General features: G+C 71.9%; 17 protein-coding genes. 9 read left to right on the top strand and 8 right to left on the bottom strand.

What is annotated here, in order from left to right:
* Positions 1–306: 306 nt before the first annotated feature.
* Entirely contained in the window at positions 307–1,389 is a 1,083-nt protein-coding gene (locus tag ACFYU0_RS35260) for a sugar phosphate nucleotidyltransferase (RefSeq protein ID WP_389306503.1), read from the bottom strand.
* A 166-nt stretch (positions 1,390–1,555) separates the two neighbouring features.
* Positions 1,556–2,878 (bottom strand): peptidoglycan recognition protein, encoded by a 1,323-nt coding sequence (locus ACFYU0_RS35255; RefSeq protein ID WP_389306501.1) that lies wholly within the window; start codon positions 2,876–2,878, stop codon positions 1,556–1,558.
* Between the two features lie 128 nt (positions 2,879–3,006).
* On the opposite strand from ACFYU0_RS35255, the gene ACFYU0_RS35250 reads away from it, so the two are divergent.
* From ACFYU0_RS35250 to ACFYU0_RS35235, 4 genes are all read left to right on the top strand, one after another.
* Positions 3,007–3,762: a TIGR03089 family protein gene (locus ACFYU0_RS35250; RefSeq protein WP_389306499.1), complete on the top strand. Its 756-nt coding sequence runs from the start codon at positions 3,007–3,009 to the stop codon at positions 3,760–3,762.
* Positions 3,763–3,962: 200 nt separating this feature from the next.
* On the top strand, positions 3,963–5,144 hold the full coding sequence (locus ACFYU0_RS35245; protein WP_389306497.1) for an LCP family protein: 1,182 nt from the start codon (positions 3,963–3,965) through the stop codon (positions 5,142–5,144).
* 233 nt (positions 5,145–5,377) lie between these two features.
* Positions 5,378–7,147, top strand: a complete 1,770-nt coding sequence (locus ACFYU0_RS35240; protein WP_389306495.1) for an LCP family protein — start codon at positions 5,378–5,380, stop codon at positions 7,145–7,147.
* 194 nt (positions 7,148–7,341) lie between these two features.
* Positions 7,342–8,931: an LCP family protein gene (locus tag ACFYU0_RS35235; RefSeq protein ID WP_351664665.1), complete on the top strand. Its 1,590-nt coding sequence runs from the start codon at positions 7,342–7,344 to the stop codon at positions 8,929–8,931.
* A 64-nt stretch (positions 8,932–8,995) separates the two neighbouring features.
* Here the strand turns inward: ACFYU0_RS35235 and ACFYU0_RS35230 are convergent, their stop codons facing one another.
* Positions 8,996–10,024, bottom strand: coding sequence for a glycosyltransferase family 2 protein (locus ACFYU0_RS35230; RefSeq protein WP_389306493.1), 1,029 nt, complete (start codon positions 10,022–10,024; stop codon positions 8,996–8,998).
* A gap of 304 nt (positions 10,025–10,328) precedes the next feature.
* Between ACFYU0_RS35230 and ACFYU0_RS35225 the strand changes: the two genes are divergently transcribed.
* Entirely contained in the window at positions 10,329–11,711 is a 1,383-nt protein-coding gene (locus ACFYU0_RS35225; RefSeq protein WP_389306491.1) for an LCP family protein, read from the top strand.
* Positions 11,712–11,762: 51 nt separating this feature from the next.
* On the opposite strand, the gene ACFYU0_RS35220 is transcribed toward ACFYU0_RS35225, so the two are convergent.
* On the bottom strand, positions 11,763–12,311 hold the full coding sequence (locus tag ACFYU0_RS35220) for an acyl-CoA thioesterase (protein ID WP_351664669.1): 549 nt from the start codon (positions 12,309–12,311) through the stop codon (positions 11,763–11,765).
* Between the two features lie 119 nt (positions 12,312–12,430).
* On the opposite strand from ACFYU0_RS35220, the gene ACFYU0_RS35215 reads away from it, so the two are divergent.
* Positions 12,431–13,723 carry an LCP family protein gene (locus ACFYU0_RS35215; protein WP_389306489.1) on the top strand — a complete coding sequence of 431 codons (1,293 nt, stop codon included), beginning with the start codon at positions 12,431–12,433 and terminating at the stop codon, positions 13,721–13,723.
* Here the strand turns inward: ACFYU0_RS35215 and ACFYU0_RS35210 are convergent.
* From ACFYU0_RS35210 to ACFYU0_RS35200, 3 genes are all read right to left on the bottom strand, one after another.
* Positions 13,720–14,538 carry a class I SAM-dependent methyltransferase gene (locus tag ACFYU0_RS35210; RefSeq protein ID WP_351664673.1) on the bottom strand — a complete coding sequence of 273 codons (819 nt, stop codon included), beginning with the start codon at positions 14,536–14,538 and terminating at the stop codon, positions 13,720–13,722. The genes ACFYU0_RS35215 and ACFYU0_RS35210 overlap by 4 nt on opposite strands.
* A gap of 71 nt (positions 14,539–14,609) precedes the next feature.
* Positions 14,610–14,972 (bottom strand): four-helix bundle copper-binding protein, encoded by a 363-nt coding sequence (locus ACFYU0_RS35205; RefSeq protein WP_351664675.1) that lies wholly within the window; start codon positions 14,970–14,972, stop codon positions 14,610–14,612.
* A 160-nt stretch (positions 14,973–15,132) separates the two neighbouring features.
* Positions 15,133–16,290, bottom strand: a complete 1,158-nt coding sequence (locus ACFYU0_RS35200; protein ID WP_351664677.1) for an acyl-CoA dehydrogenase — start codon at positions 16,288–16,290, stop codon at positions 15,133–15,135.
* A gap of 180 nt (positions 16,291–16,470) precedes the next feature.
* Here ACFYU0_RS35200 and ACFYU0_RS35195 point away from each other — a divergent pair, with 180 nt between their 5' ends.
* On the top strand, positions 16,471–17,814 hold the full coding sequence (locus ACFYU0_RS35195; RefSeq protein WP_351665045.1) for a UDP-glucose/GDP-mannose dehydrogenase family protein: 1,344 nt from the start codon (positions 16,471–16,473) through the stop codon (positions 17,812–17,814).
* Between the two features lie 92 nt (positions 17,815–17,906).
* On the opposite strand, the gene ACFYU0_RS35190 is transcribed toward ACFYU0_RS35195, so the two are convergent.
* Positions 17,907–18,440 carry a CGNR zinc finger domain-containing protein gene (locus tag ACFYU0_RS35190; RefSeq protein ID WP_389306486.1) on the bottom strand — a complete coding sequence of 178 codons (534 nt, stop codon included), beginning with the start codon at positions 18,438–18,440 and terminating at the stop codon, positions 17,907–17,909.
* Between the two features lie 114 nt (positions 18,441–18,554).
* On the opposite strand from ACFYU0_RS35190, the gene ACFYU0_RS35185 reads away from it, so the two are divergent.
* Positions 18,555–18,917: a VOC family protein gene (locus ACFYU0_RS35185; protein ID WP_389306484.1), complete on the top strand. Its 363-nt coding sequence runs from the start codon at positions 18,555–18,557 to the stop codon at positions 18,915–18,917.
* 24 nt (positions 18,918–18,941) lie between these two features.
* A complete protein-coding gene (locus tag ACFYU0_RS35180) occupies positions 18,942–19,343 on the top strand; it encodes a VOC family protein (protein ID WP_389306482.1) in 402 nt (133 codons plus the stop codon).
* Positions 19,344–19,468 lie beyond the last annotated feature (125 nt).

The following is a 19,468-nucleotide window of genomic DNA, read 5'->3' as shown; positions in this document are numbered from 1 at the left end:
CTCCGCTGGGCTGGGCCGGCTTTGACGGGTGCTCGGCGACGGTGCGGCTGGAGGTGCCTCGCTTGCCCGCGCTTGTCAGGTGCTCGGCGTTGGTGCCGGCCCAGGGGTTTTCGCTCGCCCGCGCTCGCGGGGTGCCTCCCCCACTCTCGGCTTCGCTCGAGCGGGGGGACCCCCACCGCCCACCCGTGCCGCCCCTAGCGGCACGCATGCCCGCAGCGGGGGCGGGCCCGGCGTCCCTCGCTGGGCGGAGTACGCATGCCCGCAGCCGGGCGGGCCCGGCGCACACAGCTTGGGCGGCTCTGAGGGTTACTGGTCTGAGGAGAAGCGGAGAGCGGCCTGGGGGATGTGGGCGTCGCACCAGACTCGGACGCCCTCGCGGAGTTCGTTGTCGGGGCCGACCACCGCGCCGTCGCCGATGACCGTGCCGGTGAGGACGGAGCGTTCGCCCACCCGGGCGCGGCTGCCGATGAGGGAGTCGGTGATGACGGCGCCGGGCTCGATGACCGCGCCGGGCAGGATCGTGGAACCGGAGACCCGGGCGCCGTCCGCGACGAACGCGCCCTCGCCGACCACCGTGCCCCCGGTCAGCTTGGCGTTCGGGGCGACGACGGCCGTGGGCAGCACCAGCCGGTCGCCGCAGCGGCCTGGGACGGCCGGCGACGGGGCCCGGCCGAGGACCAGGTCGGCGGAGCCGCGCACGAAGGCCGCGGGCGTACCGAGGTCGAGCCAGTACGTCGAGTCGACCATGCCCTGCAGGTGGGCCCCGGCGGACAGCAGCTCCGGGAAGGTCTCGCGCTCGACGGAGACCGGACGGCCCGCCGGGATGGTGTCGATCACCGAGCGGCGGAAGACGTACGCCCCGGCGTTGATCTGGTCGGTGACGATCTCCTCCGGCGTCTGCGGCTTCTCCAGGAAGGCGAGCACGCGGCCGGTGCCGTCGGTGGGGACCAGTCCGTAGGCGCGCGGGTCCGTCACCTTCGTCAGGTGCAGGGAGACGTCCGCGCCCGTCGACTCGTGCGTGTCGACCAGGGCCCGGATGTCCAGGCCGGTCAGGATGTCGCCGTTGAAGACCAGTACCGGGTCGTCGGGCCCGGAGTGCAGACGCGAGGCCACGTTGCGGATGGCGCCGCCGGTGCCGAGGGGCTCCACCTCGGTGACGTACTCGATGTGCAGGCCCAGCGCGGCGCCGTCGCCGAAGTAGGGCTCGAAGACCTCGGCGAGGTAGCTCGTGGCGAGGACGATGTGCTCGACGCCCGCCGCTCTCGCTCGCGCGAGCTGGTGCGTGAGGAACGGCACCCCGGCCGCCGGGACCATGGGCTTGGGCGTGTGCACCGTGAGCGGACGCAGCCGGGTGCCTTTGCCGCCGACCAGGAGGATCGCTTCTGTCACCTGTCGTCTCTGCTTCCTGCCGGGACCGGCCGAACTTCTCGTTTCGGCCGGTCAGTGTATGCAGACCGGTCGGCGACACCTCCGCCGGCCGCGCGGTGTCCGGCGGGATCGGCGCCAGGATTCCCTCCACTGCGCGCACGGCCGCGACGGCGGCCGTGACGCGGCCTCAGCGGCCCTGGTACCGCGCGGCGCTGGAACGGGCCGAGCCGAGCTTGGCGTAGAGCCGCTTGCCCGGGCAGTCGGTGGCGAATCCGTCCCTATGTCCCGAGATCACGTTGAGTCGTACGCTTTTCCCCTTCGGGTAGAGATTGCCACCGCCCGATGTCAGATATGTCTTCCCGCGCGGATTGGCGCCGTAGAGGCCGAGTTTCCACGCGGTGAGCTTGGCGACGGCCTTCACGGCGGCGCCGGACGGCTTGCTCGAGTTGTAGCTGCCGATGACGGCGACACCCATGCTGTTGCTGTTGAACCCGAGGGTGTGGGCGCCCAGGACGGCCTTCGCCACTCCCCCGGCCCGGCCCTCGTAGATGGTTCCGCACTTGTCGACGAGGAAGTTGTAGCCGATGTCCCGCCAGCCCATGCTCTTGACGTGGTAGCGGTAGATGCCGCGGATGACGGACGGGGCCTGCGAGCAGGAGTAGTTGTTGCCCGTGGACGTGTGGTGCACGAACGCGGCCTTGATCTTCTTCGTGTAGACGAAGCCGCGCCCGCGCAGTGACTCGTCCGCGCCCCAGCCCCGGCGCGTCACGATTCCCGGACGGGGCCCGATGTAGGGCTTGGCCCGGGGCGCGCCGACGTCCGCGCCCTCCAGTTCGCCGTCGGCCCACAGCCGGTCCATCTCGCGCTCGGTGTCGCGCCTGCTCAGCGCGGGGAGGGTACGGGGGCTGTCCGCCTGCGGGCCCTGGGCCGTCGTCCCGCCGCCGGGGTCGACGAGTTCCAGGCGCAGCCCGGACGGCAGGGCCGGGCCCGGGTCGCCGCCCCGGCCGCGGCCCGCGACGGCGCGGCCCGGCGCCGCGTCGGCGCGCACCCGTACGTCCACGCCGTCCGAGTCGCCCACCCACAGCGGCGCGGTGGCTCCGCGCACCCGGCCGGAGGAGCGTTCGGCGGTGGCCGGGTCGGCGCCGTGCTCCTCGTTGTGCGTATCGACGTCCTGCCAGCCGGACCACTTGCCGGACGCCGTCGACCGGGTGCGCACCTGCACCGCGCCGCGCAGTGCGGTGTCCGGGTCGTCCCAGATCACCCCGACGAGCGAGAAGTGCCGTACGTCGGTGCGGAACAGGCCCTGTTCGGGGGCGCTCCCCGGGGTGCGCTCCTGGTCGAGCGGGGCCAGTGGCAGTGACTGGGTGCTGCCCGGGACCGCGGCCCCGGCCGGACTCCCCGCGCGCGGGGACGCGGCGGTCGCGGGCAGGGCGGCCGGGAGGACGAGGGCGGCCGCGCAGGTGACGCCGATCGAGGTGGCGCCTACCGGGAGGCTGAGGAATCCACGCATGCCCTTGATCCTGGACACGCCCGCCGCGGCCCGCCATCGGGGAACTGACGGTGCGTCGGCGGCCGTTGCGCCGAACCGGTGGCCCCGGCACGCGGTGCGCCGGGCCGCCCCGGCGTACTCTTGCGCGGGTGAACGCCACCGATCGCACCCCTGCCGACCTGCTGCGTTCCGCGCTCGCCGCGGACGCCGGACGCCCCCTGGTGACCTTCTACGACGACGCCACGGGCGAGCGCGTGGAACTGTCCGTCGCCACCTTCGCCAATTGGGTGGCCAAGACCGCGAACCTGCTGCAGGGCGACCTGTCCGTCGAGCCCGGTGACCGGGTCGCGCTGCTGCTGCCCGCCCACTGGCAGACGGCGGTCTGGCTGCTCGCCTGCTCGTCGGTGGGGGCGGTCGCGGACATGGCCGGCGACCCGGCCGCCGCCGATGTCGTGGTGAGCGGGCCCGACACCCTGGAGGCGGCCCGGGCCTGCCGCGGCGAGCGGGTCGCGCTCGCGCTGCGGCCGCTCGGCGGGCGGTTCCCCCGGACGCCGGACGGGTTCGTCGACTACGCGGTGGAGGCGCCGAGCCAGGGCGACCGGTTCGCGCCGTTCGCCCCGGTGGACCCCGAGGACCCCGCGCTGATCGTCGCGGGGGCGGAGTTCAGCGGGGCCGAGGTGGTCGAGCGGGCGCTGTCCGAGGCGCCGTCGCTGGATCTGACGGGGCCCGGGTCGCGGCTGCTGTCGGGGCTGCCGTACGACACGTGGGACGGGCTGAGCGCGGGGCTCTACGCGCCGCTGGCCGTCGGCGGGTCCGTGGTGCTGTGCCGGAACCTGGACCGGCTGGACGGGGAGAGCCTGGCCAAGCGGATCGAGAGCGAACGGGTGACGGCGTCCCGCCACTGAGCGCCTGGCCCCTGGCCCCTAGCCCCTAGCCCCTAGCCCCTAGCCCCTAGCCCCTAGGTGACGGCACCGCCTCCGTGCCCGCCCGACTCCGCCGCCGTCACCCGAACGGAGTAGTAAAGGGCGGCTCCCCCGGTCCCCTGCCGCCATCGTCGTAGGAGCAGCACGTGACGCTCGTACGCCATGGAGGGGTGTGACCGGACGTGCCCGACAGCGCAGGCAAGCCCCTCGGACCCGGCCTCGGGTCATCGGCCGGCGGGGAGGGCCTGGCACGGCGGCACCGGCGGCGCTGGGTGTGGGCCACTGCACTGGGCGTGACCGCGTTCCTGATGGCCTCGTCGGGGATCGGCTGGGTGGTCTACGCCAAGCTCAACGGCAACATCACCGCCGACGAGGCGGCCGCCGCCGAACTCGCCGAGTACGAGCGGGAGCGACCCACGTCGCTGGTGCGGGGCGCGCAGAACATCCTGCTGATCGGCTCCGACACGCGGGCCGGGCAGGGCAACCGGGAGTACGGGCGGGACGTGGGCAGCGAGCGGTCCGACACCACGATCCTGCTGCACCTGGCCGCCGACCGGCGCAGCGCCACGGCCGTCTCGCTGCCGCGCGACCTGATGGTGGACATCCCCGGCTGCCACAAGGCGGACGGCAGCCGCAGCGAGCCGGTGTTCGCGATGTTCAACCGGGCCTTCCAGGTGGGCGGTTCGGCCTGCACCATCCGCACCGTCGAGAAGCTGACGGACATCCGCGTCGACCATCACATGGTGGTCGACTTCAGCGGGTTCAAGGAGATGGTGGACGCCGTCGACGGGGTGCGGTTGTGCCTGCGGGAACCCATCGACGACAAGGCCGCCAGACTCAGGCTGCCGGCCGGGAAGGTGACGCTCGACGGGGAACAGGCGCTCGGTTACGTACGGGCCCGCAAGTCGCTGGGCAACGGCAGCGACACCGACCGGATCGACCGGCAGCAGCAGTTCCTCGGGGCGCTCGTGAACAAGGTGCAGAGCAACGGCGTGCTGCTGAACCCGGTGAAGCTCTACCCGCTGCTCGACGCGGCGACCTCCTCGCTCACCACCGATCCGGAACTGGCGAGTCTGCGCGGTTTGTACCAGTTGGTGCGCGGACTGCGCGACATCCCCACCGACCACGTCCAGTTCCTGACGGTGCCGCGCAGGTCGTACGTCTACGACGCCAACCGCGACCAACTGGTGGAGCCGGAGGCCGAGAAGCTGTTCGCGCGACTGCGGGCGGACCAGCCGGTCGCGGTGCAACCCGTTTCCCGGGAGGCTTCCGGCGGCGGCGGTGGGGAAGAAAACCGTAAGAATGCCCCCTCCCCCGCTCCCACCTTCCGCGGCAACACCGCCGACGAGCACTCCTGCGAGTGAGCCGCACGGCCGGGCCTACAAACTTTTGTTCGGAAATATGAGGGGGATTGCCCGGTTGTAGGAACGTGGAATTTGTCACCGCCGTCGCTCGACGCTGAACTGGGCGGATAGTGTGAGCGATCCGGTGCACCCGGCCGCGAGGTCTGTCCTGGGGTCGTGCACTGTTTCACCGAGACCCGAGCGCCTTTGAGGGGGAAGGCGCCGCGTGGCCCCGACGGAGGATTCGGACAACCGTGGACGCGCAAGGCCGTGGGCGGGCGGACAACATCGATCCCGCAGACCAGTGGGTGCTCAATCCGAACACCGGCGAATACGAATTGCGACTGGGCCCTTCCGCTCCGCAGTCGGCCGTTCCCGGCCCGCGCAGAGCGGGCAACCGGGCCGCCGGGGGCGGAGCTCGGGGTCGCGGCGACTCGGCGGCGGGCGGGACGCGCGAGATGAGGCAGGCGCGCGGCGCGGACGTGCCGGGCCCGCGCAGGCGCCGCGGCGCCGAGCCCGAGCCGGAGCCGCCGCAGGGGCGGCGCAACCGGCGGCCGGTGAAGAAGAAGTCGACGGCGAAGAAGGTGCTGGCCTGGACCGCGGGCGGCACGGCGTTCGTGCTCGTCGCCGTCGGCACGGCCGGCTATCTCTACCTCAAGCACCTCGAGGGCAACGTCACCACGACGGAGACCAGCGCGGCCAAGGACGGCTTCAGCAAGGACGACGCCTTCAACATCCTGATCATCGGCACCGACAAGCGGACCGGCAAGGGCAACGAGGGCTACGGCGACAAGGGCAGCATCGGCCACGCGGACACCAACATCCTGCTGCACGTGGCCAAGGACCGGACGAACGCCACCGCGCTGAGCATCCCGCGCGACCTGGTCGTGGACGTCCCGGACTGCGAGACCATCCAGCCCGACGGCAGCAAGAAGATCATCGCCGGCACCAGCGACGTCCGGTTCAACACCAGCCTGGGACAGGACGGCCGGGACCCGGGCTGCACCATGAACACCGTGAAGGCGGTCACCGGGATCACGCCGGACCACTTCATGATGGTCGACTTCAACGCGGTGAAGACGCTGACGACGGCGGTCGGCGGTGTCGACGTGTGCCTCAAGCACGCCGTCAAGGACAAGGACTCGCACCTCGACCTGCCCGCCGGCCCGTCGAAGGTCGCGGGCGAGCAGGCGCTGGCGTTCGTCCGCACCCGGCACAGCTGGGGCAACCAGGGCGACCTGGACCGCATCAAGGTCCAGCAGCAGTTCATGGGCTCGCTGATGCGCAAGATGTCCTCCAGCGACACCCTCACCAGCCCGACCAAGCTGGTGAAGCTGGCGGAGGCCGCCACCAAGGCGCTGACCGTCGACCAGGGCATCAACTCGGTCAGCACGCTCAAGGACGTGGCGCTGGAGCTGAAGAAGGTGCCGCCGAAGAACATCACGTTCCTGACGGTCCCCGTCCTCGACAACCCGGCCGACGGCGTCGTGCACAAGACGGTGATCGTCAACGAGGCCAAGGGGCCCGCGGTCTTCGACGCCATCAACAACGACGTCTCCTTCACCGCCGTGAAGAAGAAGGAGAAGGCGGCCAAGGCCAAGGCGAAGGACGAGGCGGCCGCCCGGCTGAAGGGCACCAAGTCCGACCCCTCCGAGGTGCGGGTGCGGATCCTCAACGGCGGCGCCCCGTCGGGCAGCGCCCAGGCCGAGCTGAACTGGCTGCAGAACACCGCGGGCGTGCTCAAGTCGGAGAACGGGGGCAACGCCCCGGCCCAGCTGAGCAGGACCACGCTGGAGTACGCGCCCGGCCAGGCGGCTCAGGCGCGCAGGCTGGCCGCCGTCATGGGCCTGTCCGGTTCGGCGCTGAAGCCCGGCAAGAGCGTGACCAACTCCCAGGGGCTGCCCGCGATGACGCTGACCCTGGGCAAGGACTTCAAGGGCGCGGGCGTGTCCCTGACCGCCCCGACGAAGGCGCCCGAGGTCGACGGCCAGTCCACGGCGGACAAGGTGCAGTGCGCCTCGTAGCCAAGGCGGTCCGGGACACAGGAAGTTGACAGTCAAGGCAGTTCATAGTTCAGCGTCGTTCACAGGTAACCCAACGGGCCCGTCGTGCGTCTAACCCGACGCGGGACGGGCCCGCTGCTTGGCGCAAGTGGGGGGAGGGCGGGGAGTTGTCGCAGAGCGGTGTTCGGGGGGAGCCTCCTGCGGTCGAGGACACGATGGCGCTCACGCCGCGAACGGCGGGCGCGCCGGAGGGGTCCGGACGGCATGGCGGCGGGCGCCGCGGCGGCGGCCCGGGGACGGACCGGCGGCCGCGCCGGCGGCGCGCGCTGCGCTGGTCGGCGACCGTGCTGGCCGTGGTCATAATCGGCACCGCGGGTGCGGGCTATCTGTATTACGAGCATCTGAACGGAAATATTCAGAAGGGCCGGCGGACCAGCGCCGACGACTCCAAGGCGCAGCGCACCCGTCCGAACGCGGCCGGCCAGACTCCGCTGAACATCCTGCTGATCGGCTCCGACAGCCGCAACTCCGCCGAGAACGTCAAGCTCGGCGGCAGCAAGAACAACCGGGGCAATCCGCCGCTCGGCGACGTGCAGATGCTCATCCACCTCTCCGCGGACCGCAAGAGCGCCGCGATGGTGAGCATTCCCCGGGACACCCGCGTGGACATCCCCAAGTGCGAGGACCCGAAGACCGGCAGGACGTATCCGGCCACCAACGGCATCATCAACACCTCGCTGGCCCGGGGCGGCGCCGGCTGCACCCTGGCCACCTGGGAGAATCTCACCGGGGTCTACATCGACCACTGGATGACGATCGACTTCTCCGGCGTGGTGCGGATGGCGGACGCCATCGGCGGCGTCGAGGTCTGTGTGAACCAGAACGTCTGGGACCGTCCGACGCCCGATCAGCCGGGCGGCTCCGGGCTGAAGATGAAGGCCGGGCGGAAGAAGGTCAAGGGCGTGCAGGCCCTGCAGTGGCTGCGCACGCGGCACGCCTGGGGCAGCGACCTGATGCGGGCCCGCGCCCAGCACATGTACCTGAACTCGATGCTGCGGACGCTGAAGCAGCAGAACATCTTCACCGACACCGGCCGGCTGACGGACCTGGCCGAGGCGGCCACCAAGTCGCTGACCGTGTCGGAGGAGATCGGCACCGTCAAGAAGCTCTACGACCTCGGCATGGAGCTGAAGTCGGTGCCGACCAACCGCATCACGTCGGTGACGATGCCCAACGTCGAGGACCCGGTGAACGGGCAGCACGTGGTGCCGGAGAAGGGCGGCGCCGACAGGATGTGGCAGATGCTCCGCGACGACGTGCCCTTCGACAAGAACGGCAAGGAAGCGAAGAAGAAGAGCAAGGACGAGCCGGCCAAGTCCCCGTCGATGGACGCGGCCGAACTCGGGGTGCTCGTGCAGAACGCCACCCAGTCCTCGTCCGGGGCCGCGGTGCCGGGCCGGGCACGCGCGATCGGCGAGGTCCTCGTAGGACACGGGTACGGCAGGGCGGCCGCCGACACCTCGGCGGCCGTGTCGGCGGACGAGACCGTCGTGCGCTACCCGAGCGCCGACCTGCAGGGCGACGCACAGGCCGTGGCCAAGGCGCTGGGCATCCCGGCGAGCCAGGTGAAGCGGTCGACTGACGTGTCCGGCGTCACCGTCGTCGTGGGCGCGGACTGGCGGACGGGCTCCGCCTATCCGAAGAAGTCGGCCCCGGAGGCCGGTGACGTGCCGGAGAACTCCGACGCCCTCAACGGCTCGGACACCTCCAAGTGCATGGACGTGTACAAGCCCTACCGGTGGTAGTGCGCCGAGCGGACGGGAAGAGGGCCCCGCCTCGGACAGGCGGGGCCCTCTTCGTGTGCCGTCGTCAGCGGGGTTCGAGCACCGCCGGGCGCCGCGAGGCGATCACGCGCCTCGCCAGTGACCTGGGGCTGGTCAGGAAGCCCCAGCCCCACGTCATGTGCATGGTCGCCAGGGCCACCGGGATCTGCAGCCGGGCCTTGAGGGGCAGCCCCTTGCCCGCCGGGACCGAGCCCGCGAGGATCGCCGCCAGGTAGCCGCCGGGTATCACCAGACCCCACGGGGTGAGGGCGGCGCCCACCACGAGACCCGCGGCGATCGCGCACACCGCGGTCGGCGGGGCGAGATAGCGCAGGTTGATCGAGCCCTCGTGGTACCGGGCCACGACGTGGCGCCAGCGGCCGTAGTCCTTGTACTGCTTGGCCAGCGCCTTCACGCTGGGCCGCGGCCGGTACGACACCCTCAGCTCCGGCGAGAACCAGATCAGGCCGCCCGCCTCACGGATGCGGAAGTTCAGCTCCCAGTCCTGGGCGCGGATGAACTCCTCGTTGTAGCCGCCCTGCTGCTCCAGGGCCTCGCGGCGGAACACCCCGAGGTAGACCGTCTCGGCGGGGCCCGCCTGGCCACCGGTGTGGAAGGCCGCGTTGCCGACGCCGATCTTCGAGGTCATCGCGGCGGCGACGGCGTGCTCCCAGTCGTTCTCGCCCTCGGCGTGCATGACACCGCCGACGTTCTGCGCGCCGGTCTCGTCCAGGAGCCGGACGGCGGTGGCTATGTAGTTCGGCGAGAGCATGCCGTGGCCGTCGACGCGGACCACGATCGGATGCCGGGAGGCCTTGATCGCCGCGTTCAGCGCGGCGGGGGTGCGGCCGGTCGGGTTCGGGACGGTGTGTACGCGGGGATGTTCCGCGACCAGCTCGGCGGCGATCTCGTCCGTGCGGTCCGTGGACGGACCGAGGGCGATCACGACCTCCAGCTCGCCGGCGTACTCCTGCGCGAGGATCGCTTGGACGGCCCCGCGCAGATGCCGCTCCTCATTGAGGACGGGCATGATCACAGACACGGCGGGGTGCCGCACGTCGGGCTTGGTGTTCATAGGGGGCTCACGTTACCGCGAACGGGGGACACCGGTGCGCGCCGCCGGGGCCGATCGGCGGGCTGAGGATCGTATCGGCCTACCGTGCTCACGGATCCCACGTACGGCCGTCGTCCGGAGGTTCCCATTGCCCAGCCCGCCACGGTCCCCCTCCCCCGCCGCCAAGGGCGCGGGAGACGCCCCCAGGCCGCAACGCCGGCCGCAGCCGTCCCCCCGCGTACCCAGGCCGCCCCGGCCGCCCAGGCCGCCCAGGTCCGTCCGGCCGGCCGGACGGGCGATGCGGCCCAGGCGGCCGCGCTGGGCTATGCGGGCGGTGACAACGCTGTCCGTGGTCGTCCTCGCCTCGGCCGGGATCGGCCACGCGGTCGTCACCAGCCTGGACGCCGGCATCACGCGGGTCGACGCCTTCAAGGACATGAAGAACCGGCCCAGCGCGGGGCACGGCACGAACGTCCTGCTGGTCGGCACCGACGGCCGCGACAAGATCGGCGACCGGGAGCGTCGGGCCTACCACCTCGGCGGCCAGCCCTGCCACTGCACCGACACGATGATGATCGTGCACATCTCGGCGGACCGGGAGCGGGCCAGCGTGGTGAGCCTGCCCCGCGACTCCTACGCCGAGGTGCCCGCGCACACCGACCCGGCCACCGGCCGGCAGCGCGCCGCGCACCCCGCCCGGCTGAACGCGGCCTACGCCGAGGGCGGCCCCCGGCTGACCATCGGCACCGTGGAGAACATGACCCGTGTGAAGATCGACCACTATCTGGAGGTCGACTTCACCAGCTTCATGCGGACCGTGGACGTGCTCGGGGGCGTCCGGGTCTGCACCGCGGCACCGCTGAAGGACTCGTACACCGGACTCGACCTCGCGCCCGGCACCCACACCCTCAAGGGCGGGCAGGCGCTGCAGTACGTCCGCGCCCGGCACGTCGACGGGGCCAGCGACCTGGGCCGGATGAAACGGCAGCAGCGCTTCCTGGCCGCGCTGATCGACCGGGCCACCTCCTCCGGAGTGCTGCTGAACCCCATGCGGTTCCGCGACGTGACCCGGGCGGTGCTCGGCTCGGTGCGCGCCGACGTGGGCTTCGGCACCGACGAGCTGCTCGACCTGGGGCGGGCGATGCGGAACTTCTCGCCGTCCTCCTCCGAGTTCACCACCGTGCCCATCGGGCAGATGAACTACCAGGTCAAGGGGCTCGGCTCGACCCTGAAGTGGGACGACGCGGCGTCCGGCCGGCTGTTCGCGGCGCTGCGCGAGGACGAACCGCTCAGCGCGGAACGGCCGCGGCCCGCCGCCGGACCGGCCCCGGTGGAGGTCGACCCGCGGCAGATCCGGGTCCAGGTGGAGAACGGCACCCGCACCGAAGGGGTCGCCAAACGGCTCGACGCGGCGCTCGCCGCGGCCGGCTTCGCCGCCACCCGCCGGCCGGTCACCGCGGCCGCCCACGACGTCACGCGCACGGTGATCTCCTACGACCCCCGCTGGGACCGCTCGGCCCGCTCGCTGGCCGCCGCCCTGCCCGGCAGCGAGCTGCGCGCGGTGCGCGGGCAGGGGCCGCTGATGAAGGTGACCACCGGGTCCGACTTCCTGGACGCCGGCAAGGTGCGCAAGGTGCGGGCCGGGAACCCGGCGCGGCCGGAGCACAGCGTGCTGCGCGGCAACGAGGTGGTGTGCCCCGAGGGCTGACCGGGCAGGGCCGCCGAACGGCTCACCGGCGCGGGCGGGACCCGCGCCGGATCAGTCCTCGAAGCCCTCCGCCGCCCGCTGCTCGCGCAGCTCGCGGATCGCGCGGCGACGGGCCAGGCGGTGGGTCCGGCGGATCTGCGCCTCCTGGTTGCGGCGGCGGTCGCGGTCGGTCTCCGGGTGCACCTGCGGCACCCGGCGCGGCTTGCCGTCGGCGTCCACCGCGGCGAAGACCAGATAGGCGGAGCCGACCTGGGTGGCCGGGGCGGACTCGTTCCAGCGTTCGGCGAGCACCCGCACGCCGATCTCCATCGAGGTCCGGCCGGTCCAGTTCACCTGGGCCTTCACATGCACCAGATCGCCCACGCGTACCGGCTCGAGGAACACCATCTCGTCCATGGACGCGGTGACGGCAGGACCGCCCGAGTGCCGGCCGGCCACCGCGCCCGCCGCGTCGTCGACGAGCTTCATGATCACCCCGCCGTGCACCGTCCCCAGCAGGTTGGTGTCGTTGTGGGTCATGATGTGGCTGAGCGTGGTGCGGGAAGCGGATGTGGGCTTGCCCGGGATGTCCGGATCCGCGTCCGGGGCCTGATCTGTCATGACCCCTACCTTATGACGAAGTGACATTCACGGAATTTGTGTCAGCTTCGCAACAGCGGCGCCCTTATTTTCCGACAACCCTTGTGGGGCCCACGGCCCCGACCTGCACACTGGGGCGCATGAATGACTGGCCCCAGGGATGGTCCGACGACAACCGCGGCCCGCGCTACGGACGCGGCAGCGGCGGCGTGCAGCCGGAAGGCGCCCGCGTCATGCGTCAGGTGCGGCGCGGCCCGGCGGTTCCGCCCGGCCAGCGCCCCTACGGCACGCCCGGCTCGTCGGCGCCCTACGGCGCCGGGGTGCCGCAGCAGCCCTCGTACGTCGACGGCCAGGGTTACGACGACTACGACAGCGGCTACAACACCGGCCAGGTCTACGGCGGAGGCGGCCCGGGCGGCCCCGAGGAGCCCTACGGCAGGGGCCCGCGTCCGGCCCCGAACTGGCGGCGGCGGATCAAGCTGACGGCTCTGACGCTCGTGACCGTGCTCGTCGTCACATCCGTGGCCACCTACTTCTGGGCCGACTCCAAGCTGAACCGGGACGTCGACCTCTCCAAGGTCATCGACCGGCCGGAGACCGGCGAGGGCACGAACTACCTGATCGTCGGCTCCGACAGCCGCAAGGGCATGACGGCCGAGGACAAGAAGAAGCTGCACACGGGCTCGGCGCCGGGCCAGCGCACCGACTCGATGATGATCCTGCACGTCGGCGGCAACGGCGACACCCTGATCTCGCTGCCGCGTGACTCCGACGTGGCGATCCCCTCCTACAAGGGGTCGACGTCCGGGAAGGTCTACCCGAACCAGGGCCGGCACACGAAGCTGAACGCGGCCTACGCCGAGGACGGCCCGACGCTCCTGGTCCGCACGGTCGAGTTCAACACCGGCCTGCACATCGACCACTACGTGGAGATCGGCTTCGGCGGCTTCGCGAAGATCGTGGACGCGGTCGGCGGGGTCGAGATGACCCTCGACCAGGGCTTCAAGGACAAGTGGTCCGGCGCCGACTTCAAGGCCGGCAAGCAGACCCTGAACGGCGAGCAGGCCCTGGCCTTCGTCCGCACCCGGCACGCCTTCGCGGCGAGCGACCTGCAGCGCACCAAGAACCAGCAGAAGTTCTTGTCCGCGCTGGCCCACCAGGTCGCCACCCCGTCGACGGTCCTCAACCCGTTCAAGTTCTACCCGACCATGGGCGCCGGCCTGGACTCCCTCACGGTCGACAAGGACATGAGCCTGTGGGACCTGGCGTCGATGTTCTGGGCGATGAAGGGCGTGAGCGGCGGTGACGGCAAGTCCATGAACATGCCGGTCTCCGGTTCCTCCGGCGGCAACCTCGTCTGGGACAAGGCGAAGGTGAAGACCCTGGTGGACGAGCTGAAGAACGACGAGAAGGTGACCGTCTCCGGCAACTAGGCGGTCCCGCGGGCCAGCAGCGCGACATGGGGAAGGGCGAGCCGCCCTTCCCCATCGTCGTACCGGGCGCACAGCCGCTCGTACTCGCGCCGGATGCGGCCCGTGGTCTCCGCGTCCTGCGACGTCACGACGAGACCGACGGTGGCGACCCCACCGGCCGCGCCGCCCCACCACTCCTCGACGGTCGCCCGGTGGTCCCACTCCAGCTCCTCCGCCCCGGCGCCGCCGAAGCCGGCCTCCGTGAGCAGTCCGGCCAGGCCGCGAGGGGTGCGCTCGAAGTCCTCGTCCGGGGCGAGGCGGGGCAGGTACGACGGCGGTACGGCGCCGCCCGCCGCGCACGCGGCGCCCAGCAGCTCCTGCCCGCCCCCGCGCCGGGCGCCCCAGAGCGTCACCGCGATCCGCCCGCCGGGCCGCAGCACCCTGCGCAGCTCGGCGAGGGCGGTACGCGGACGGCCCACGTGGTTGAGCACGAAGTTGCCGACGACCGCGTCGAACTCGCCGTCCGCGAAGGGGAGTACGGGAAGCACGGCCACCTCGGCGGCCACCCCGCGCCGGCGGGCCTCGGCGGCCATCCCGGGATCGGCGTCCACGGCCCGCACCAGCGCGCCCCGCTCCCCCGCCGCCAGCGCGGCCGTCCCGGTACCGGTGCCGACGTCGAGCACCCGGGTCCCCGCGCCGACGCCGGCGGCGTCCAGCAGGGCGGGCACGGTGTGGGCGCACAGGCGCCCGAAGCTCCCGGCGTAGGCCTCGGTCCGCCCGGCCCACATGGTCCGTTCGGCGGCGTCGAAGGCGGCCGTCGCATCCGTCTCGGTCATGCGCCCAGCCTGCCGCACAAACGATCAAGGGCACCAGGAAGGTGCCCTTGATCACACGCGGGCGCTCCGGATCACATCCGGGCGCCCGCCATCGTCCGGCACATCTCCGCGCAGCGGCGACACGCCTCGGCGCAGCGCATGAGCTGCTGGTCGTCGGGCATGGACATACACGCCTCGGCGCACATGTCGCAGGCCTTGGCGCACATCGCGCACATCTCCTGCGCCATGGGCGAGCGGCGCATCATCATGTCGGAGCACATGCGCGTCATCTCGGAGCAGTCCATGAGCGCGCGCATGATCTGCATCTGGGGCTGGCCGCCCATGTGCATGCAGGAACTCATGGCCTCCTCGCACATGGTGTGCGCCGCCATGCAGGCCTCGACGCAGTCCTGCATCTCCTTGCTCATCGGGGTCATGGTTCCGGGCTGGGTCATGGCTCCTCCTGGGAAGGCTGGGACCCCGACCGGGTCCCGTGTGCTTCTGTCCTACGCCCACCCGCCCCCGCCCGCATGTGACCGACCGGTCGTAAGGCGCCCCGGAACAGACGGAAGGCGCCCCGCGGGGCGCCTTCCGGAGTGCGTGGATCCGCGTCGGCTACGGCAGGTTGCGCGCCATGACGATGCGCTGGACCTGGTTGGTGCCTTCGTAGATCTGGGTGATCTTCGCGTCGCGCATCATGCGCTCCACCGGGTAGTCGCGGGTGTAGCCGTAGCCGCCGAGGAGCTGGACGGCGTCGGTGGTGACCTCCATCGCCGTGTCCGAGGCGAAGCACTTGGCCGCGGCGCCCAGGTAGGTGAGGTCGGCGTCGCCGCGCTCGGAGGCGGCGGCGGCCTGGTAGGTGAGGGCGCGGGCCGCCGAGATCTTCATCGACATGTCCGCGAGCATGAACTGGATGCCCTGGAAGTCCGCGATCGGCTTGCCGAACTGCTTGCGCTCCTGGACGTAGCCCTTGGCGTAGTCGAGGGCGCCCTGAGCGACGCCGAGCGCCTGCGCGGCGATGGTGATGCGGGTGTGGTCCAGGGTCTTCATCGCGGTGGCGAAGCCGGTGCCCTCCTCGCCGATCATGCGGTCGGCGGGGATGCGGACGTTGTCGAAGTAGACCTCGCGGGTCGGGGAGCCCTTGATGCCGAGCTTCTTCTCCGGGGCGCCGAAGGAGACGCCCTCGTCCGACTTCTCGACGACGAACGCCGAGATGCCCTTCGAGCGCTTGCTCGGGTCGGTGACCGCCATCACCGTGTAGAACTCGGAGACGCCCGCGTTGGTGATCCAGCGCTTCACGCCGTTGAGGATCCAGTGGTCGCCGTCGCGGACCGCCTTGGTCTTCATCCCGGCCGCGTCCGAACCCGCGTCCGGCTCGGACAGGCAGTACGAGAACATCGCGTCGCCCTTGGCGAGCGGCGTCAGGTACTTCTTCTTCAGCTCCTCGCCGCCGGAGAGGATCACCGGCAGGGAGCCCAGCTTGTTCACCGCGGGGATCAGGGAGGAGGAGACGCAGGCGCGGGCCACTTCCTCGATCACGATGACCGTGGCGAGCGCGTCGGCGCCGGCGCCGCCGTACTCCTCGGGGACGTGCACGGCGGCGAGGTCGTTCGCGACCAGCGCGTCGAGCGCCTCCTGGGGGAAGCGCGCCTCCTCGTCGACCGCCGCGGCGAACGGCGCGATCTTCGCCTCGACCAGCGAACGGACGGCGTCCCGGAGCATGTCGTGCTCCTCGGACGGGCGGTACAGGTCGAAGTCAGCCGTTCCGGCCACGGTCTCTCACGCTCCAAAGACGCAGTGATACTGACGCTAATTACCGTTAAGTAACTCAAATTTTAGTAGGCCGCCCGGAACCCGCCTACGTGACCTTGGCGACAGCTGGGAAATTGCCCGGTGGGCGGCCCGACTATGCTCAGGCACCGCATGACCGAGTCCCCGAGCTGGAGCGCACCCATGAGCCTGAAGATCACCGTGATCGGCACCGGCTATCTCGGCGCCACGCACGCCGCGGCCATGGCCGAGCTGGGCTTCGAGGTGCTGGGACTCGACGTCGTGCCGGAGAAGATCGCCATGCTGGAGCGCGGCGAGACCCCGATGTACGAGCCGGGACTGGAGGAGCTGCTGCGCCGGCACGTGGCCGGCTTCGAGGGGTCCTCGGGGCGGCTGCGGTTCACCACCGACTGGGCCGAGGTGGCCGAGTTCGGCGACGTGCACTTCGTGTGCGTGAACACCCCGCAGCGGCACGGCGAGTACGCGGCCGACATGTCGTACGTCGACGCGGCCGTCGCCTCGCTCGCCCCGCATCTACGCGGCCCGGCGCTGGTGGTCGGCAAGTCGACCGTGCCGGTGGGTTCGGCGGACCGGCTGGCCGCCTACCTCGCGGACCACGCGCCCGCCGGCGCGGACGCGGAGCTGGCCTGGAACCCGGAGTTCCTGCGCGAGGGCTTCGCGGTCGAGGACACGCTGCACCCGGACCGGATCGTGGTCGGGGTGCGCAGCGAGCGGGCCGAGAAGCTGCTGCGCGAGGTGTACGCGACGCCGGTCGGCGAGGGGACCCCGTTCGTGGTGACGGACTTCCCGACGGCCGAGCTGGTGAAGACCGCGGCGAACTCGTTCCTCGCGACGAAGATCTCGTTCATCAACGCGATGGCGGAGGTCTGCGAGGCGGGCGGCGGTGACGTGGCGCAGCTCGCGGAGGCCATCGGGTACGACGACCGGATCGGGCGGAAGTTCCTGCGCGCCGGGATCGGCTTCGGCGGCGGCTGTCTGCCGAAGGACATCCGGGCGTTCATGGCGCGCGCCGGCGAGCTGGGCGCGGACCAGGCGCTCACCTTCCTGCGGGAGATCGACTCCATCAACATGCGCCGGCGCGGCCAGATGGTGGAGATGGCCCGGGAGGCGCTCGGCGGCGGCTCGTTCCTGGGCAAGCGGGTGGCGGTGCTGGGCGCCGCCTTCAAGCCCGACTCGGACGACGTGCGGGACTCGCCGGCGCTGAACGTGGCCGGGCAGATCCATCTGCAGGGCGGTCAGGTGACCGTGTACGACCCGAAGGGCATGGCGAACGCCCGCAAGGTCTTCCCGACGCTGGGTTACGCGGACTCCGCCCTGGAGGCGGTCCGGGGCGCCGACGTCGTGCTGCACCTGACGGAGTGGCGGGAGTTCCGCGAGCTGGACCCGGCGGCGCTGGGCGAGGTGGCGGCGGCCCGGCTGATCCTGGACGGGCGCAACGCGCTGGACCCGGAGCTGTGGCGGCGGGCCGGATGGACGTACCGGGCGATGGGCCGGCCGACCGCATAGCGCCGGCGCCAATCGCTCCAAGGAGGACGCCGGTTCGGCCGAGGCTCAGTCGGCCGAACCGGCGTCTTCCCGCATTCTGCCCCACAGGGCGGCTATGTGGCCGTCGAAATCTCGGTGGTGTGCGGCTCCTTCGCGCGGTAGCGGCGCATCTTCGCGCGCGCTCCGCACACCTGCATGGAGCACCAGCGGCCGCGGCCGGCGGGGCTGCGGTCGTAGTACGCCCAGTGGCAGGTGTCGGCGGCGCAGGCCTTCAGCCGGCTCCAGGTGCCCGCGACCAGGGCCTCGGCGACGGCCGCGGCGACACGGGAGAGCAGCGGGCCGGTGTCGGCCGGGGCGAGGGCCGCCGAGCCGTCGGCGGGGTCGACGGTGACGTGCAGCGGGGCGTGGGCCAGCAGCTCGCCGAGCGGGGTGACCTCGCGGTGCGGCGGGTGTCCGGCGTGGGCGAGCAGGGTGGCCCGCAGGGACTCGCGCAGGGCGACGGCGCCGGGCAGTTCGTCCTCGGTGAGCCCGAACGGCTCCCGGCCGCCGGCCGTGTCGAGCGTGTCCCGGCCGCTGCCGATGTCGAGCGTGTTCACCAGGGACTCGATCAGCGCCAGGCCGTCCGGGGCGGGCGATCGCTCGGTCATGTCCGCCACTCACCTCCGCAATCCGGTTGCGACGTTACCCGCCATGCGGGAGCATGCGGTAACCGTTACCGGATAACCGGTTTCAACGGTAACTCGGACGTCGTGGAGGAAGTCATGGCTCTCGCCAAGCTGGGTGTGGTCGTCCTGGACTGCCCCGACCCGCACGCGCTCGCCGGTTTCTACGCCGACGTGCTCGGCGGCACCCCGGAGGGGGAAGCGGACGCGGAGTGGGTGGACCTGAAGGTGCCGGGCGGGCAGGCGCTCGCCTTCCAGCGGGCCCCCGGGCACGTCCCGCCGAACTGGCCTGCCGCCGACGCCTCGCAGCAGCTCCACCTGGACCTGGTGGTGGAGGACCTGGACGAGGCGGAGAAGGGGGTGCTGGCACTGGGCGCGAAGCCGCTGGGCGAGCAGGGCGGGACCAGCTTCCGGGTTTACGCCGACCCGGCCGGGCACCCGTTCTGCCTCTGCGCCTGCTGACACCGCCTCACCTCAGGAGGATCCATGGCCGTCGCCCGTCTGCGTAGCGTCGTTCTCGACTGCCCCGACCCGCACGCGCTGGCCGCGTTCTACGCGGCGGTGGCGGGAGGCACTCCGGAGGCCGAGGACGACGACTGGGTCGTCCTGCGGGTGCCCGACGGGCCGCGGCTCTCCTTCCAGCGCGCCGAGGGGTTCACCCCGCCCGAGTGGCCGCGCGCCGACCGGGACTCGCAGCAGTTCCACCTGGACTTCGACGGGGGGTCGACCTGGGCGGAGATCGACGCGGCCCACGAGAAGGTCCTCGCGCTGGGAGCCCGGCCGCTGGACCTCGCGGACCGGGAGAAGAAGGACTTCCAGGTGTACGCCGATCCGGCCGGGCACCCGTTCTGCCTGTGCCGGATCGAGCGGCCGGAAGGGCGCGACTGAAGGACGCCGACGGCGCCGCGGGGCGCTGGGCGGCCTAGGTCGTGTCCGCAAAGTCGCGTCGTTCGCCCGCAGGGCGGGCGTCGCGGCGTCCGGTGCGTGCTCTGGGGGTCCCCCCGGCCGAAGGC

It is taken from the genome of Streptomyces sp. NPDC003720, assembly GCF_042875075.1.
Lineage (GTDB): Bacteria > Actinomycetota > Actinomycetes > Streptomycetales > Streptomycetaceae > Streptomyces.
Note: the sequence above shows the minus strand (reverse complement) of the source record. Positions and strands in the feature narration are given on the sequence as shown.

What these genes read in the sequence shown, in the direction of transcription:
- ACFYU0_RS35255 (WP_389306501.1), bottom strand. Translation starts at nt 2,878, where the DNA reads ATGCGTGGATTCCTCAGCCTCCCGGTAGGCGCCACCTCGATCGGCGTC.
- ACFYU0_RS35235 (WP_351664665.1), top strand. Translation starts at nt 7,342, where the DNA reads ATGGCGCTCACGCCGCGAACGGCGGGCGCGCCGGAGGGGTCCGGACGG.
- ACFYU0_RS35230 (WP_389306493.1), bottom strand. Translation starts at nt 10,024, where the DNA reads ATGAACACCAAGCCCGACGTGCGGCACCCCGCCGTGTCTGTGATCATG.
- ACFYU0_RS35225 (WP_389306491.1), top strand. Translation starts at nt 10,329, where the DNA reads ATGCGGGCGGTGACAACGCTGTCCGTGGTCGTCCTCGCCTCGGCCGGG.
- ACFYU0_RS35220 (WP_351664669.1), bottom strand. Translation starts at nt 12,311, where the DNA reads ATGACAGATCAGGCCCCGGACGCGGATCCGGACATCCCGGGCAAGCCC.
- ACFYU0_RS35215 (WP_389306489.1), top strand. Translation starts at nt 12,431, where the DNA reads ATGAATGACTGGCCCCAGGGATGGTCCGACGACAACCGCGGCCCGCGC.
- ACFYU0_RS35210 (WP_351664673.1), bottom strand. Translation starts at nt 14,538, where the DNA reads ATGACCGAGACGGATGCGACGGCCGCCTTCGACGCCGCCGAACGGACC.
- ACFYU0_RS35205 (WP_351664675.1), bottom strand. Translation starts at nt 14,972, where the DNA reads ATGACCCAGCCCGGAACCATGACCCCGATGAGCAAGGAGATGCAGGAC.
- ACFYU0_RS35195 (WP_351665045.1), top strand. Translation starts at nt 16,471, where the DNA reads ATGAGCCTGAAGATCACCGTGATCGGCACCGGCTATCTCGGCGCCACG.
- ACFYU0_RS35190 (WP_389306486.1), bottom strand. Translation starts at nt 18,440, where the DNA reads ATGACCGAGCGATCGCCCGCCCCGGACGGCCTGGCGCTGATCGAGTCC.
- ACFYU0_RS35185 (WP_389306484.1), top strand. Translation starts at nt 18,555, where the DNA reads ATGGCTCTCGCCAAGCTGGGTGTGGTCGTCCTGGACTGCCCCGACCCG.
- ACFYU0_RS35180 (WP_389306482.1), top strand. Translation starts at nt 18,942, where the DNA reads ATGGCCGTCGCCCGTCTGCGTAGCGTCGTTCTCGACTGCCCCGACCCG.